Source organism: Paraglaciecola hydrolytica (assembly GCF_001565895.1).
Classification (GTDB): domain Bacteria; phylum Pseudomonadota; class Gammaproteobacteria; order Enterobacterales; family Alteromonadaceae; genus Paraglaciecola; species Paraglaciecola hydrolytica.
This window is the reverse complement of record NZ_LSNE01000009.1, coordinates 32,148-48,559: the sequence shown is the minus strand read 5'-3', so window position 1 is coordinate 48,559 and position 16,412 is coordinate 32,148. Positions and strand designations below refer to the sequence as shown.

Below are 16,412 nucleotides of genomic sequence, written 5' to 3'. Positions count from 1 at the left end.
GGTTCCTTGATAACATCAATTTGTGTATCTACCAGCCGATATTACTCGTCACTAGCAGGTGCACCTGCAGGTTTTTCAACTAAGTCTTTAATGCTTAGACGAACACGATTTTGACGGTCAATTTCAACCACTTTTACGTCAACAATCTGACCTTCAGATAGGAAGTCACCTACTTTGTTCACACGCTCGTGGGCGATTTGAGAAATATGTACCAAGCCTTCTTTGCCTGGTAGGATTTCAACAAAAGCACCAAAATCAACGATACGAGTTACTTTACCTGAGTAAGTTTTACCAGCTTCAACTTCAGCAGTAACTTGTTTGATTTTTTCGATAGCGATATTGGCTTTAGCCATTTCAGTAGCAAAAATCTTAACCGTACCGTCATCTGAGATTTCGATATTACAATCAGATGCTTCAGTAATAGCACGGATCATTGCGCCGCCTTTACCAATAACGTCACGGATTTTATCTTGATCAACTTTCATGGTGTAAATACGTGGAGCAAATTCAGACATCTCTTCACGATGGCCAGTAATCGCTTGATCCATTACGCCAAGAATATGCAAACGGGCTTCTTTAGCTTGTTTTAAAGCAACCTGCATGATTTCTTTAGTGATACCTTCAATCTTGATATCCATTTGCAGTGCAGTAATACCTTTAGTGGTACCCGCAACTTTAAAGTCCATATCGCCTAAGTGATCTTCATCACCTAAGATGTCAGACAATACTACGAAGTTTTCATCGCTCTTCACTAAGCCCATCGCGATACCCGCAACAGAAGCTTTAATCGGTACACCAGCATCCATCAACGCTAAAGAAGTACCACAAACAGACGCCATTGAAGAAGAACCATTTGATTCAGTGATTTCAGAAACCACACGAACCACATAAGGGAATTCTTTTTCACTTGGCATAACGGCTTGAATACCACGTTTGGCTAAACGGCCATGACCGATTTCGCGACGCTTAGGTGAACCAACCATGCCGGTTTCACCCACGCAGTAAGGAGGGAAGTTATAGTGCAGCATAAAACGGCTATCAGATTTACCGTTTAAGCCATCAATCATCTGTGCATCACGCTCAGTACCTAAGGTAGCAACCACGATTGCTTGTGTTTCACCACGAGTAAATACCGCTGAACCGTGAGTACGTGGCAATACGCCAGTAGCAACGTTTAAGGCACGGATCATCGCAGGGTCGCGACCATCAATACGTGGTGAGCCAGCAAGTATGCGTGAACGAACTACGTCACTTTCCAGCGCGTGTACCATCTCAGATACTTCTTTGGCATTTTGAGTTGCATCAGCAGCAACAAGAGCAGCGACAGTTTGTTCAGTAACAGCAACAATGGCGTCTTTACGCTCCATTTTGTCAGAAATCTGGTAAGCAGCAGTAATGCCAGCTTCAGCTAATTCTTTTACTTTGGTTTTTAATGCAGTGTTTTCTGCAACTGGCTGCCAATCCCACTTAGGGGTATTCACCTCAGCGGCAAATTCATTGATAGCACCAACCACAACTTGCATTTGCTCGTGACCAAACATCACAGCACCTAACATGACTTCTTCAGACAGCACAGCGGCTTCTGATTCAACCATTAATACCGCACCTTCAGTACCAGCAACCACTAAATCTAAGTCACTACTTGCTAATTCAGAAGTACAAGTATTTAGAATATATTGACCATCGGTATAACCTACACGCGCCGCACCAACTGGACCATTAAAAGGCAAACCAGAGATTGCTAAAGCAGCAGAAGCACCAATCAATGAAATGATATCGGTAGGAATTTCAGGGTTAGCTGATAATACGGTAACGATGATTTGTACTTCGTTCATAAACCCGTCTGGGAATAATGGACGAATTGGACGGTCAATCAAACGTGAAGTTAAGGTTTCAAACTCAGAAGGACGACCTTCACGTTTGAAAAAACCACCGGGGATTTTACCAGCAGCATAAGTTCTTTCTTGATAGTTTACGGTTAACGGAAAGAAGTCTTGGCCAGGCTTCATATCCTTTTTACCAACAACGGTAACCAGTACACTAGTATCATCCATGCTTGCCATAACAGCAGCAGTGGCTTGACGGGCAATTACGCCAGTTTCTAAAGTAACAGTATGCTGACCATACTGAAAAGATTTTGTAATAGGAGTCATTTTTTTCCTTCAATTTGCTTATTTTATTTATCGCTTTCAAATGCGGCGCATAGTATAGCGGTTAGCGTTATGAAAAACAGCAAGTCAATGGAATTAAAACGCAAAACAGTCCCGCAGATTTTATGGAACCGTTGAACGCCGATTAAATTTTCCCTCCACCATTTCAGTCTCTGCACCTCCAACCAGAGTAATAGCGAATTACTTTACTCTATGTTAACTTACTGTTGTCTAAACGATTATTGCTTATTATGGATTGCAGCATGGCGCACAGGGATCAGGAAATTGAAGATATCGGCAGAGAAATAAAGCTGCTGCGTGAAGCATTTTCGAAGCGTTTGCATAATCTAGAGCAACGCCTGCAATCGCTGGCTGATGTCACACAAACCAATGCACCTGTTGAGCAAATTTCAAACATCACTGCAGATTCCACAAAAACAGGCACTCTGCAAATTCCGCAAGTACAAATAAATATTGAGCAAAAACCACAGCAATATGCATCTCAAGAAGACCGCCAATATCGTGTTACCACCTTAACTGACAAACCAGCAACACCAGCAACACCAGCAGAAAATACATTCAGTCCACTGCTTCGTGACGGTTTAGGCACTTTATTATCACCTTTTGGCAAAGCGCTTTCCCCGCTAATTAACTGGTATCAGCATTGTCAAACCAAAGGTCAGGGGCCGATTTTTATTTTTATGCTGGTAGGCATCGCGCTACTTGTCTGTGGATTTGCTTATTTAACCCAGTTACTAGTCGGTGAACTGGGCGCAGGTAGCAAAAGCCTGCTGTTATTTATAGTCAGCATCAGTGTCACCTATGGTGGGCATAAACTGGCGAGACAAAAGACCTTTGAGGACTTAGGCTCTGCCACCATCAGCCTTGGTCTATTACTCAATTTTGTCACCATTTATATGGCCGGCAGTTATTATCATTTGTTAGCTGACTGGCTTGTATTATTTGCTTATGTGCTTATTGGATTAAGCGGCTTCATACTGGCTAACTGGCATTCAACAAAAGTAGTCAGTGCTTTGGCGATTATAGGAGGAGCCACTATTCCGCTGATTTCTCTGCTAGATAGCTCAGGTACAACGTTTTATTTATGTGGACTGGCGATACTGGCGATAGGCAGTTTTTATCAAGCCAACACTAAAGCTTGGCTGTGGTTAAGTTTTGTAACGGTAACGGTCTGCAGTGCCAGTCTTGAATACTTGCTGTTATTTGGTGACTCACCTCAAGTTATGGGTCTATTCAGCCAATTATTCTACTGCCTATATTTTGCCGTAATGTGGCAAGAGTTAAAACAATCAACTCCGCCAAACACTCAGTTCACTAATAGCCGCATCATCTTTATTTCTCTGGCCTTGTTTAGCAGTATTGGGCTGTTATACCAAAGTGATTTTTCTGCTTGGTTTTTGCCCCTCATCGCGTTGTTCAATGCCCTGTTAAGTGCGGGAGCCAGATTTAAAGCCGCACAGATGCCTGACATGACAAAAAGCTTATATGCCATGGTAAGTAGTGTATGGCTGTTGGTGGCAATATTTAGTAGTCTGGCAGCAGACTACTGGGGCATAGCAGTGGGTTTAGAAGGCCTATTTTTGTTGTATTTTGCCCTACAAAACCGAGATAAAAATTTACAGATTGAAGCTTATGCTTTAATTATCTTCGCAATTTTGCATGCGCTATTTGCCATTGCACCTTATTTCCCCTCTCCAGCCTTTTTAAATATCAAGGGTCTGATGGTATTTTGCAGTATCGGTATTTTGTTATTAACCAGCCGCAAGTTATTACAACACGCTCCTCTAACCCAAACAGAGACTCAGTTCAAATGGGAGTTCAACCTCAGTTATTCATTGCGTCAATTTGAGTCACTGTGGTTAGCAATATTTGTCATCGCCACAGCTTGGGTATATTTAGCCAATTGGTGTTTTGTGGTTTTTATCCCTTTGCAGCTCATACTCTTATACAAAAGCCAACGCCAGCAATGTCAGGCTAGCGAAACACTGGTGTTTTTTAGCGGCTTGATTATGGGATTAATTGTACTGTTGGCTGCACTGCAAGTGCAGTCCTTTTCCTTCAGAGATTTGCCTAGCTACGCACAAACCGCACTGGCACTGCTATTTATTGAATTATGGGCACTGTGCGAATTTTATCGACGTATAGGCCAATCAGGGACAATGGCTGAATTTGCAGAATCCTTGCGTCTAATCGCTTACCTCTTATGTCCTATTTTGTTTATCCCATCAGTTGTCAAACATTATGGCGAGTTTTTAAGCTTGGCTTTATGGTTGTCGAGTGTTATTGCCTACACTTTAGCGCGCATCGTAAAACATCCGATGATCCGCACTGAGGCTTTATACTTAAGCTTAATTGCTGCTTGTTACTGTGTTTTAAACGCCTTGATTAATCAGTCATTCTTCAATCTGACGATTAATCTTTCGTTAGTCCTAGGCTTGGTCTATTTTGGTTTCTTTTTACGCTTGGTATCCCAAAGACATAGACCCATGCTGGAACAACAAATAGCGTCTATCGGGATGTATTTTGGTGTTGCAGTGTTGTTTAAATTAACTATGGCCATCATTAATATTTATTTAGCTGCGGCTATAACCGTCGTTTTTGCGTTTACATTATTGTGTTTGCAAACTCGGCATCCAACTATCAAACGCAACCTCAATAGCCTCCAAACCCTGCTCTATCTAAATATCCCCCTGTCATGGTTCTGTCTAACATTTTCAACTCATGACGACCTTGTTAGCGCAAGTGTGTGGCTTGGTAGCAATTTATTGATCCTACTAAGCCAGCTTATTGCTGACAGAAACAAATCAGCATTACAGCTTAAACTAATAAACCAAACACAAAAACGCTACCTGTGTCATCACTTGTTAGTCACTTTCAGTCTGATATTTTTATTAGCAGACTGGCAATTAAGTTTATTAATTGCCCCATGGTTAATACTGCAAGGTAGTTATCTATTTTTTGCTCAAAAGCAAAGTCCTTTAGTCTCCAAGTTTGCCTTGGGTTTTGTCTTCAGTGGTTTATTAAAACTGGGTTTGATCGATGCTGCCAACGCCTTATTGTGGCAAAAAGTGGCATTGTTGCTAGGCATAGGCGTATTTATGATTATTTCTGCTTTTTTCTATCAGCGGCGAATAAATAACCACAAAATTAACTAGTAATTTCAACAGCTTACAAAATATCAAAAAGTTTATGTTATAAAATATCATACGCAAGCATCATATTGTATGTTTTTTAATCACTTTCTTTGGGGTTTAATGGAGTCATCGAAATGGCACACACAAGTGTAACATTTTAAGGTAATCCAACTAACCCAACATACGAGGAATTGACCATGTTGAATATTGTTAAAACTTCAATAGCTCTAAGCGCCGCTACTTTTATTTTTGCTGGTAATGCTCACGCGGACATTAACGATGCCCTGCAAAACATCTGCACTATCGTCAAAGCTGATGATAAAGGTGAACTACGTAAAAAAATGAAAAAAGTGCAATCTGATTATCGCTTAAAGTTACAAGATTATTATTCAGGAATTACCTGTGGTGGGCAAAGTTTGATCCGTACTGCGATGTTAAATGATTCTGTCGAAACAGGTACCATGCTGATAAAAAAAATGCCCAAAGGTGATTTGAACTCTCCAGAATCTGATGGCCTTACGGTTATCGCATGGGCATCGAAGAATGGCTTAGATGATTCTGCAATAGTAGAAGCGCTTAACGACCGTATTTAAAAAGGATAGCTACGAGCAGCGAGCGAAAGAAAAAGCGATTTAGTTTTTATCTTACGCTCGAAGCTAGTGGCTCGTCCCTCGAAACTGCCATGACCATTCAACATGATGGGTAAGATCTACACACCTTTCCTTAGAAAACGACCTCATTTGAGGTTGTTTTTTTGCTTCAAAGTGTTTTAGCTTAATTAAACTGTCACTTTTAATACTTATATCTAAGTGTCACACTCAATACAGATTTTTTAAATTACTTCTATCTATTTGTTTTATATTAGTTATTTCTATAAAATAAAAATATTAGTATGCACCAACATACCTAAGTATTAGTTGGTAGATTTTCAAATCTCTTCCTCTGTTGTTTAATAATCCCATCGAAACGCAGCAAACCTAAACCAGCTTCGCTTCCAAACTAAACCTACTTAATTTTAATCCCTGAGGAATTTGACCATGTTGAAAATTGTTAAAACTTCTATCGCTTTAGCCGCCGCTTCTTTCATCGTTGCTGGCAATGCTCACGCTGATGTCAACGAAGCTTTGCAAAATATCTGTACTATCGTAAAAGCTGACGATAAAGGCGAATTACGTAAAAAAATGAAAATGGTTGAATCTGACTTCCGTTTACAGTTAAAAGATTATTACTCTGGTGTGTCATGTGGTGGCCAAAGCTTAATCCGCACTGCGATGTTAAACAACGCTGTTGAAACCGGCACCATGATAGTTAAAAAAATGCCTAAAGGTGATTTAAATACACCAGAAGCAGATGGCAAAACCATTGCTGCTTGGGCCTCAGAAAATGGTTTAGACAGCTCACCTATCGTTGCTGCCTTAAACGAACGTATCTAACAAGAGCGGCGAGGCTCGAGCGACGAGTTTCGAGCTTAAAGAAAAAACCTAAGAATTATGCTGAAGTCTTCAATGGCTTTAGCTCGCAACTCGACGCTACTAGCTCGAAGCTGCGTGAAACGTTCAACATGGTGGGTAAGGTCTAAACGCCTTTCCTTAGAAAACGGCCTCTCTTGAGGCCGTTTTTTTATGTCTAATTTTTGTTTAATCTAAGTTTAAGGTCTGGGCATCACAAATTTAAGTGCTTCACTAATAGAAAAATAGTCGCCAGGTCCGCCACCACGCAATATAGGCTCTGCTAATGCAGTTTGATAAACACCATCATGCAATAACTCCTGAGCGATATGCACACCTACCACTTCGCCGATAACTAACCACGTATCACACAATTGCCCCGTCGCACTTTTAAGTTGCATAATCTGACTCAATTTACACTCCATCGCCACTGGGCTTTGTGCTACAAAAGGCACGCTCACAATCTTGCCGGTTTGTTTACCTAGCGCCGCTAACTCAAACTCATCTACTGCAGCAGCAACAGACTGGCTAGTGATATTCATATGCTGAGCAAGAGTGAGATTCGCCAAACTCCAACAAAACTCTCCCGTTTGTTCAATATTACGCACAGAGTCTTTGTAACCAACGCTGGAAAATCCAATCAATGGGGGATGATAGTTAAAGGCATTAAAAAAACTGTAAGGCGCTAGATTGACCCTGCCCTCACTATCCTGTGACGAGATCCAGCCAATAGGACGCGGTGCAATAATACTGTTAAAAGGATCATGGGCTAAACCATGTCCTTCTTTTGGTTGATAAAAATAGGATGAACTGTTTGGCATTGTTTTCCTCAGGGTAAATGTTGGAACTTATTTCTGTAATTTACTTACCAAGTACAAAATACATGGCTAGCGGCACAAAGCTAGCCATTACTTAAATAGAACAAAGATAAGTCGCGCGTTAACGTTTTAAATTTGCTGTTTTTAGCTACGTATAGCAATTAAATGTTATTTTACGTCTCATAAATGTAAAAAATATGATAAAACATTGCGCCAGTTGGCTCATGAAACAAATTACAAATGTAGTTTAATTACGTAAAACACTTCAGATAGCTGATTTCATATGAAAGAATTTAGTCTACAGCGCTCAGTACATTGCACTATCGACCGATGTTCAATCATAAACAATAAAAATTAACAACATGCTAGTTATAAAACATTAACCATAACACTTGATACCACGGAACCATTGCGGATGAATTTATCAACTTTAGACATCAGTATTTTTATCGCCTATGTACTTGGCTTATTAGCCTTAGCTTTGTACATTTCTAGGGCAGAGAAAAATCACGAACGAAACACTAAAGATTACTTTTTAGCCAGTAAGTCTTTACCTTGGTGGGCCATCGGTGCCTCATTAATTGCGTCAAATATATCCGCTGAACAAATCATTGGCATGTCGGGCTCTGGTTATGTACTCGGATTGGCTATCGCCTCATACGAATGGATGGCCGCCATTACCCTACTTATTGTAGGTAAATACTTTCTGCCTATTTTTCTTAAAAATGAAATTTACACCATGCCCCAATATCTCGAGCAGCGTTTCGATAGCCGAGTGAAAACGATTATGGCGGTGTTCTGGTTAGCAGTTTATGTGTTTGTTAATTTAACCGCCGTATTATGGTTAGGCGGCTTAGCCATCACCACTATTACCGGCGTTGAACTGGCCTATGGCATGTTATTTTTAGGCATATTCTCAATTGCTTATTCTTCTTACGGTGGTTTAAAAGCCGTTGCCTATACCGATATTATCCAAGTGATATTTTTAGTGTTTGGTGGTTTGATACTGACTTATATCAGCTTAGATTTAGTCTCTGAAGGTAACGGCGTCATGGCTGGCTTCTCTATCTTAACCGAAACCATGCCTGAGAAATTTGACATGATCTTCAGTTCAGACAGCCCCCACTATGCTAACTTACCCGGTTTATCGGTATTAGTTGGTGGTATGTGGATCATGAATATCTCCTATTGGGGTTTTAACCAATATATTATTCAACGCGCTTTAGCGGCTAAAAACATAGCAGAAGCACAAAAAGGTTTAGCCTTTGCTGCATATTTAAAGTTATTAGTACCATTTTTTGTAGTAGTGCCAGGTATCGCAGCGGCCATTTTGTTTGCTGATTTAGATCGCCCTGATCAAGCCTACCCAAGCCTAATGAATTTAATGCCTGTAGGTTTAAAAGGTTTAGTCTTTGCAGCCTTAGTTGCGGCTATCGTTTCATCACTGGCCTCTATGTGTAACAGCGTATCAACCATCTTTACCATGGACTTGTATAGTAAATTTAAGCCAGACGAAAGTCAGACTCACTATGTCAAAGTTGGCCGCATTGTCAGTGTTGTTGCGCTGGTTATCGCGATGATTTGTGCCAAGCCTTTATTAGGTAATTTTGACCAAGCTTTCCAATATATTCAGGAATTTACTGGCTTCTTTACCCCAGGTATCGTAGTGATTTTCTTGTTAGGTATGTTCTGGAAAAAGATGAATGCAACAGGAGCAATATTAGCCGCTGTAGGCTCTGCTGCGCTTTCATTTGTATTAAAAATAACACTACCAGAAGTGCCGTTTATGGACAGAGTAGGTTTAGTCTTTTTAGCTTGTGTCGTCTTGGCGGTAGTGGCTTCTTTATCCACTAAAACCAATGACGTTGAAGGTAAAAAAGGCGTTGTAGCCTTGAATGAAGTAGATTTCTCAACCCAACCTTCATTCAATTTACTGTCAGTTGGTGTCATTGTAATTTTGTGTGCTTTATACGCTACTTGGTGGTAAACCGAGTCAATTAATAAAGTAATAACATCCTAATGCAAAAGGCCAATATCCTTAAAGATATTGGCCTTTTTAGTATTCAACAAAATGACTCTCAGTCTTTTTTCTTACCAAATCCCCAACGCTTTTAAGATCATTCTCCCCCCCAGTCCGGCAGTAATAAGCACTACAGCCAAGCCTAATATATTCACTAACCAAGAATTGGTATATTCACCAAGCAAAGGTTTTTGATTCATGGCATAGAGTAAAAAAACCGCTATCACAGGCAGTAATAAACCATTTGCAAATTGTGCCGCCACAATAATAGTTAAAGGTTTAATGCCTGTGAGTGACAGTGCTGTGCCAACTAACACCACACTTAAGGCAATCAAGCGAAAACCTACGGTGCCAGGTTTGCTATTCAGTGCCAAAATCTCTGTCATCACATAGGCAGTAGCTAACGGGGCTGTCAGTGCACTACTCAAACCCGCGGCAAATAAGCCTAGGCCTAACATAGTGCTAGAAAACCCACCAAATACCGGTTCAAGTTGCAAAGCCATATCCGCCACACCTGACACAGATAATTGAAGACTAAACATGTTAGCCGCGGCTGTAGAGGCTATCAGTATGGTAATTAAACCACCTAAACCTATGGAAATTGCCGTGTCGGTGCGTGCGGTATTAAGTTGATCCACAGAGCACCATTTAGCTTTTACCGCTGAAGCGTGTAAAAACAGATTATAGGGCACGATAGTAGTACCTATTAAGGCAATCACCGTAAGTAAACTACCAGAGGGAATTTGTGGACTAAACAAGCCCTGAAATAGCGCTGCCATATCAGGTTTAACCAATACAAAGGTCATGATAAAAGCCAAAGCCATTAATATGACTAATGTGAGTAATATCTTTTCAATATAGCGATAAGAGCCAAACCACAACAAGCCAGCAGCTAAGCTTGAAATAACTAAAACAACATAGTGAAAAAGCGAGTCTTGGTTTTGCACTATGGCACTCATACCCAGCGCCGCACCTGACAAGTTACCTGCTTCGTAGGCCGCATTACCACCATATAAAGCGACAATAATCAAAACAAACAAGGGCCATTTCCATAAGGAGTTTTGCAATAAGACCCGCAGATTTTCTGCTAAACCTTGTTGGCTCACCAATCCTAAACGTGCTGACATCTCTTGCAAAATGATGGTGGCAATAGTGGCAAACAATAAGGCCCATAAAAGTACATAACCATAGTTTGCTCCTGCTAGAGTGCAGGCTGTAACTGTTCCTGGTCCAATAAAGGCCGCCGCAACTAAGGCACCTGGGCCAACATTTTTAATACGTTTTAGCATGCCTTAGTCCTTACTTAATTAAGCTTTTGATTGCACAACTGTGCTTTAAACCTCGTCGTCATCGAGCTCTTCATCATCCAACTGGGCATTATCCACCAACTGGTTATCTAGCTTTTTATTGGTTTGCACACCTAGTTTACGGAACTGCTCAACTTGCCGCACTAAGTTGCCCTTGCCTGAACTGAGTTTATTCATGGCGCCTTCATAATTTTTTTGCGTCGATTCAATAGCTTTACCGACTTTTTCCATATCGGTGACAAAACCATGGAACTTGTCATAAAGTTTGGCGGCATGATCGGCAATCTTCTGCGCATTTTGGTTTTGATATTCGTACTGCCAGATATTGTTAATGGTACGCAGTGCCACCAGCAAATTAGTCGGGCTAACCAACATGATATTATTATCAAAAGCCAGTTTAAGTATGTCTGGCGCGTGATCGGCAGCGAGTAAAAATGCCGACTCGATAGGGATAAACAACAATACATAATCCAGTGAACGTAAACCTTGTAGGTCTTGATAATCCTTTTTACCTAACTCTTTAATATGGTTTCGCAGTGAATTAACGTGTTCTTTTAGATGCAACGCGCGCGCTACGTCGTCTTCTTGTTGATTAAAATAACGCTCGTAAGCTGCCAGAGAAACTTTGGAGTCAATCACTACATCTTTGTCATTGGGTAAATGCACTACCACATCGGGTTGATAGCTTTTTCCCTCGGCATTTTTAAGCGCTACCTGAGTATCAAATTCGTGGCCTTCACGCAAACCAGATTCTTTTAAGATGCGCTCCAGTACCACTTCACCCCAATTACCCTGAGTTTTATTGTCGCCTTTTAAGGCTTTAGTCAAAGCTGCGGCATCCTGAGTGATTTGCAGATTGAGTTCTTTTAGCCCCATGATTTCGGTTTTAAGTGAGGCTCTCTCCTGCCCCTCCTTAACATACTGATCCGTCACCTGGCGTTTAAAACCTTCGATTTGCTCTTTGAGTGGCGACAACAAACTATCCAGTCCGGCTTTGCTCGACTGGGCAAATTTTTCATGTTTTTGTTCAAAAATTTTATTCGCAAGGTTTTCGAATTGCTGTTGTAAACGTTGCTCTGCTGACTCCAATAACACTAGTTTTTCTTTACTGGCGATTTGTTCTTGTTCAAAGCGTGCTGATTGAGATTCTAACTGAGTACGCAGTTCTGCGGCTTGCTGATTAGTCTGCTGATATTGTTGCTGCCATTGATTTTTTTGCTGCTCAAGCTGTGCAATCACCTCGACTTGGCCTTCTACTTGTTGAGCTAACTGACCTATACGATTTTGCTCAACTAACTGCTTTTCTCTGGCACTGCGTTGTTCATCCTGCAAATCATCCAATTGATTTTCAAGTTTAGTAACTTGCTGTTGCAAATAAGTTTGTTGTTGTTCACTAAAAAGCTGACTTTGTGCCAGTTTTTCGCTTAGTTGAGTTTTGGCTTTGCGCTGGACAATAAAGGCCCCAAGCAAACAACCAACACATAACAACACCGCCATAATAATATAGAGAACAGGCTCACTCAGGGTATGCAATAAGGGCATGGATTAACTCTTTTAGGTTTAGAACAACAAGATAAAACTGACGTTACCCTGAATTGCCACAACAAGGCAATTCAGGGTACTAAACAATGATTAAAACTAATTATACAGAAGCTTCTTGGATTTTTACTTTCCAGATAGCCGGGCCGGTTTCATGGGCGTTAGCGCCTGTGCTATCTACTGCAACCGTCACTGGCATATCGACCACATCAAATTCATAGATAGCTTCCATGCCTAAATCGGCAAAGGCCACTACCCGAGACTTTTTGATGGCTTTAGATACTAAATAGGCTGCGCCGCCTACCGCCATTAAATACACGGCCTGATGTTTAGCGATGCTTTTAACCGTAGCTGGTCCCCGTTCGGCTTTACCGATCATGCCGATAAGCCCGGTTTTTTCCAACATCATGTCAGTCCACTTATCCATACGAGTTGCCGTAGTCGGGCCTGCAGGGCCAACGACTTCACTGCCAACCGCATCAACTGGCCCCACGTAATAGATAAACCTATTGGTTAAATCCACACCTTCTGGCAAGCCTTCACCATTGTCTAACATGGTTTGAATGCGTTTATGCGCAGCATCACGACCGGTTAACATCTTGCCAGATAACAATACGGTTTCGCCTACTTTCCACTGTTTGATGTCTTCTTTAGTGACGGTATCTAAGTTGACTCGACGCGTATCTTGGCTCACTTCCCATGTCACTTTGGGCCAATCTTCTAACTTTGGTGGTTCAAATACTGCGGGGCCAGAGCCGTCTAAATGAAAATGAGCATGACGAGTCGCTGCACAATTAGGGATCATCACTACCGGTTTAGACGCAGCATGAGTCGGCATAGACTTTATTTTGATGTCTACCACGGTAGTTAAACCACCTAAACCTTGTGCACCTATGCCTAGGGCATTCACTTTTTTGAAGATATCTAAACGCAGTTTTTCTTCAGTAGTGACGGCCCCTCTGTCCATCAGTTCTTGAATATCAACAGGATCCATCAGACTTTCTTTGGCTAATACGCCGGCTTTTTCCGCCGTACCACCAATGCCTATACCGAGCATGCCCGGCGGACACCAGCCAGCGCCCATGGTCGGCAGGGTTTTTACTACCCAATCAGCAATATCATCACTGGGGTTTAACATCACCATTTTGGATTTATTTTCTGAACCGCCGCCTTTGGCTGCAATCATGACTTCGATGTGATGACCGGCCACTAAATCAACATGCACCACGGCTGGGGTATTGTCTTTAGTATTAATTCGTTTGCCAGCAGGATCGCTAACAATAGAAGCACGTAAGGGATTATCAGGATTCAAATAAGCACGACGAGTGCCCTCATCAACCATTTCTTGCACCGTCATATCGGTCTTATCCCACTGCACTGCCATACCCACTTTAACAAAACAGGTCACAATCCCGGTGTCTTGACACAGAGGACGTTTACCCTCTGCCGACATACGTGAGTTTATCAAAATCTGTGCCATGGCATCTTTTGCTGCCTGACTCTGCTCCATGTTATAGGCTTTTTCTACCGCTTTGATGTAATCAAGGGGATGGTAATAAGAAATATATTGCAAAGAATCTTCAATGCTATCGATAAAATCTTGTTGACGGATAACAGCCATAGTTGCCTCTTAATTTGAGCGGGTTAATTGTGTAACAAAGGTCGTTCACGAGATTATCCTATGATAACCTTTGCAGCTTATTAGCTCCATGATAAATCGGTATAATCGTAACATCCCTGTACTAACTTACTGTCTAAGTACTTGTTGTGATTGATTAATGTTCGGTAAACACCTTCTATTCAGGTAAACAACTTCATTCATGAACCAGCATTGTAATGCCAAGGTTATAATAGACCCCTTGGCCATAGCGTCTTCTTGCGAACTCAGCGAGCTGTTTCAGCACTTTGCCCATCAACCTTGGGCGATGTTGCTCGATTCAGCCAATAGCCAGCACATCGATGCACGTTTCGATATTATGGTGGCTGCGCCCATAGCCACCATCACTACCCATCAGCAACTGAGTACTGTATGGCAACAAGATGAACCTGCCTATTCGAGCACAGCTAATCCTTTAACCTTGCTTGAAGATTTACAGGCTGAATTATTTGCAGACTGTAGCGCCAGTGAAGAACTTTATCCTGAACTGCCATTTTTAGTCGGTGCATTGGGTTATTTTGCCTATGATCTAGGTAGACATTTTGAAGCCTTAACCGAGTTACACAAACCAGAATATGACAGCCCAGATATGGCCGTGGGGCTTTACAGCTGGAGCATCATAAAAGACCGCCACAGTGGTCAGTTTTATTATTGCCGCCTAGAAAACAAGGCTGATTTTGCAGCCCAATATTTTGAAAAATTGGCATTAAAAACTAAAACCGCCACAACATTTAGTCTCAGCTCATCTTGGCGGGCCAATGTCAGCGAAGAGCTGTATCACAAAAAGTTGCAGCAGATAGATGAATACCTGCGAGCTGGCGATTGTTATCAAATTAATTTTTCTCAATGTTTTAGTGCTCAATATCAAGGTGATGAATGGCAAGCTTATATCGCGCTTAGACAAGCCAATCAGGCGCCCTTTTCGGCTTTTATTAATTTGCCCAACAGCAGAATTTTGAGTATTTCTCCTGAACGTTTTTTATCATTAAAAAATGGCCAAGTACAAAGTAAACCGATTAAAGGCACCCGTCCCCGCTTTTCCGATCCACAACGTGATCAACAAGCCATAGATGAACTGCTTAATTCAGAAAAAGATCGAGCCGAAAACTTGATGATAGTGGATTTATTACGCAATGATTTAAGCAAACATTGCAAAGCACATACGGTGCAAGTTCCTGCGCTGTTTAACATCGAAAGTTTTGCCGCAGTACATCATTTAGTCAGTACAGTAACGGGTGAGCTTGATGGACACAGCAGCGCATATTCTTTGTTTCAAGGCGCCTTTCCCGGCGGTTCGATTACCGGTGCCCCAAAAATCCGTGCGATGCAAATAATTGATGAATTAGAACCTCACAAACGTAATATATATTGTGGCAGTATTGGCTACTTTGGCATACGCAAGGATATGGACAGCAGTATCTGTATTCGCACCTTGTTGTGTGAAAAGCAAAATATTTACTGCTGGGCTGGTGGTGGCATTGTGCTCGATTCTGTTGCCAGTGAGGAATATCAAGAAAGTCTCGACAAGGTCGCGAAGATATTGCCTCTACTCAGCCAATTAGCGTAAGGTAAGTCATCAATTAAAGAGCATTCCACCCGATGAACAAGCTGCAGTTTTTAAATCAATTTCACCATGCACGGCAGATTATTCCTGAGCATGATTATCCGCTACGGGATATTGCGCGTCCCGCGGCGGTGCTGGTCCCCATTATCGAACATGAAACGGATATGTCGGTATTATTTACCGTCAGAGCCAGCCATTTAAAACACCACGGCGGCCAGATCAGTTTTCCGGGTGGTAAACAGGAAACTAGCGATCCCGATTTGATTTTTACTGCTCTACGTGAGACTCACGAAGAAATAGGCATTGAGCCAGCACAGGTCGAAATCATTGGGCAATTACCCCGTTACCGCACTATCAGCCGTTACGAAGTTGTGCCCTACATTGGTTTTGTGCGCGGCCCAATCAATATCCTTCTAGATCCCAATGAAGTCGCTGCAACCTTTGAAGTGCCACTAGCCTATTTACTTGATAAAAATAATCATTTAATCCATTGGGTAAAACGCAAAGATACGCAGTACCCCATCTATTTTATTCCATGGCAAGACAAAAACATCTGGGGCGCAACTGCGGCATTTGTGCGTAATTTGGCAAATCATTTTTAAGTACTCCTTTTAAACTGCATTTTTACACCGCTCTTTTAAGCAACAATGTTGCAACAATTCTTTACGCATCCATCACTTTTGCAGAGCAAAGGAATGGCATAAGTCATTGTCGAAGCTCATTATTACGCGCACAATTACCCCATTCACACTTA

The 16,412-nt window shown here is 41.6% G+C and carries 11 protein-coding genes; 6 read left to right on the top strand and 5 right to left on the bottom strand.

Going from position 1 to position 16,412, the window contains the following annotated elements; genetic code table 11:
• Positions 1–41: 41 nt before the first annotated feature.
• Positions 42–2,153, bottom strand: a complete 2,112-nt coding sequence (gene pnp / locus AX660_RS15995; RefSeq protein WP_068378832.1) for a polyribonucleotide nucleotidyltransferase — start codon at positions 2,151–2,153, stop codon at positions 42–44.
• A gap of 260 nt (positions 2,154–2,413) precedes the next feature.
• Here pnp and AX660_RS15990 point away from each other — a divergent pair, with 260 nt between their 5' ends.
• The 3 genes from AX660_RS15990 to AX660_RS15980 all read left to right on the top strand — a co-directional run bounded on the left by AX660_RS15990 (position 2,414) and on the right by AX660_RS15980 (position 6,738).
• A complete protein-coding gene (locus AX660_RS15990) occupies positions 2,414–5,326 on the top strand; it encodes a DUF2339 domain-containing protein (protein WP_068378829.1) in 2,913 nt (970 codons plus the stop codon).
• Between the two features lie 176 nt (positions 5,327–5,502).
• The gene (locus AX660_RS15985) at positions 5,503–5,898 is read left to right on the top strand and encodes a DUF3718 domain-containing protein (RefSeq protein WP_068378819.1); all 396 of its coding nucleotides are present in this window, start codon (positions 5,503–5,505) and stop codon (positions 5,896–5,898) included.
• A 444-nt stretch (positions 5,899–6,342) separates the two neighbouring features.
• Entirely contained in the window at positions 6,343–6,738 is a 396-nt protein-coding gene (locus AX660_RS15980) for a DUF3718 domain-containing protein (RefSeq protein ID WP_068378815.1), read from the top strand.
• 215 nt (positions 6,739–6,953) lie between these two features.
• Here the strand turns inward: AX660_RS15980 and AX660_RS15975 are convergent, their stop codons facing one another.
• Positions 6,954–7,574 (bottom strand): flavin reductase family protein, encoded by a 621-nt coding sequence (locus AX660_RS15975; RefSeq protein WP_068378812.1) that lies wholly within the window; start codon positions 7,572–7,574, stop codon positions 6,954–6,956.
• A gap of 412 nt (positions 7,575–7,986) precedes the next feature.
• Here AX660_RS15975 and AX660_RS15970 point away from each other — a divergent pair, with 412 nt between their 5' ends.
• Positions 7,987–9,558 carry a sodium/sugar symporter gene (locus tag AX660_RS15970; RefSeq protein ID WP_068378809.1) on the top strand — a complete coding sequence of 524 codons (1,572 nt, stop codon included), beginning with the start codon at positions 7,987–7,989 and terminating at the stop codon, positions 9,556–9,558.
• Between the two features lie 104 nt (positions 9,559–9,662).
• Here AX660_RS15970 and AX660_RS15965 read toward each other — a convergent pair whose 3' ends face one another.
• The 3 genes from AX660_RS15965 to AX660_RS15955 all read right to left on the bottom strand — a co-directional run bounded on the left by AX660_RS15965 (position 9,663) and on the right by AX660_RS15955 (position 14,058).
• Positions 9,663–10,880, bottom strand: coding sequence for an Nramp family divalent metal transporter (locus tag AX660_RS15965; protein WP_068378807.1), 1,218 nt, complete (start codon positions 10,878–10,880; stop codon positions 9,663–9,665).
• Between the two features lie 45 nt (positions 10,881–10,925).
• Positions 10,926–12,440 carry a DNA recombination protein RmuC gene (gene rmuC / locus AX660_RS15960; protein ID WP_068378805.1) on the bottom strand — a complete coding sequence of 505 codons (1,515 nt, stop codon included), beginning with the start codon at positions 12,438–12,440 and terminating at the stop codon, positions 10,926–10,928.
• A 100-nt stretch (positions 12,441–12,540) separates the two neighbouring features.
• Complete coding sequence (locus tag AX660_RS15955; protein ID WP_068378799.1) at positions 12,541–14,058, bottom strand: fumarate hydratase; 1,518 nt, start codon at positions 14,056–14,058, stop codon at positions 12,541–12,543.
• Between the two features lie 199 nt (positions 14,059–14,257).
• Here AX660_RS15955 and pabB point away from each other — a divergent pair, with 199 nt between their 5' ends.
• Positions 14,258–15,661 (top strand): aminodeoxychorismate synthase component I, encoded by a 1,404-nt coding sequence (pabB, locus tag AX660_RS15950; protein WP_068378797.1) that lies wholly within the window; start codon positions 14,258–14,260, stop codon positions 15,659–15,661.
• A 32-nt stretch (positions 15,662–15,693) separates the two neighbouring features.
• Positions 15,694–16,260 (top strand): CoA pyrophosphatase, encoded by a 567-nt coding sequence (locus AX660_RS15945; RefSeq protein WP_068378794.1) that lies wholly within the window; start codon positions 15,694–15,696, stop codon positions 16,258–16,260.
• Positions 16,261–16,412 lie beyond the last annotated feature (152 nt).

Coding starts and splice junctions, on each gene's coding strand:
- AX660_RS15990 (WP_068378829.1), top strand. CDS start 2,414: ATGGCGCACAGGGATCAGGAAATTGAAGATATCGGCAGAGAAATAAAG.
- AX660_RS15985 (WP_068378819.1), top strand. CDS start 5,503: ATGTTGAATATTGTTAAAACTTCAATAGCTCTAAGCGCCGCTACTTTT.
- AX660_RS15965 (WP_068378807.1), bottom strand. CDS start 10,880: ATGCTAAAACGTATTAAAAATGTTGGCCCAGGTGCCTTAGTTGCGGCG.
- AX660_RS15980 (WP_068378815.1), top strand. CDS start 6,343: ATGTTGAAAATTGTTAAAACTTCTATCGCTTTAGCCGCCGCTTCTTTC.
- AX660_RS15975 (WP_068378812.1), bottom strand. CDS start 7,574: ATGCCAAACAGTTCATCCTATTTTTATCAACCAAAAGAAGGACATGGT.
- AX660_RS15955 (WP_068378799.1), bottom strand. CDS start 14,058: ATGGCTGTTATCCGTCAACAAGATTTTATCGATAGCATTGAAGATTCT.
- pabB (WP_068378797.1), top strand. CDS start 14,258: ATGAACCAGCATTGTAATGCCAAGGTTATAATAGACCCCTTGGCCATA.
- AX660_RS15970 (WP_068378809.1), top strand. CDS start 7,987: ATGAATTTATCAACTTTAGACATCAGTATTTTTATCGCCTATGTACTT.
- AX660_RS15945 (WP_068378794.1), top strand. CDS start 15,694: ATGAACAAGCTGCAGTTTTTAAATCAATTTCACCATGCACGGCAGATT.
- pnp (WP_068378832.1), bottom strand. CDS start 2,153: ATGACTCCTATTACAAAATCTTTTCAGTATGGTCAGCATACTGTTACT.
- rmuC (WP_068378805.1), bottom strand. CDS start 12,440: ATGCCCTTATTGCATACCCTGAGTGAGCCTGTTCTCTATATTATTATG.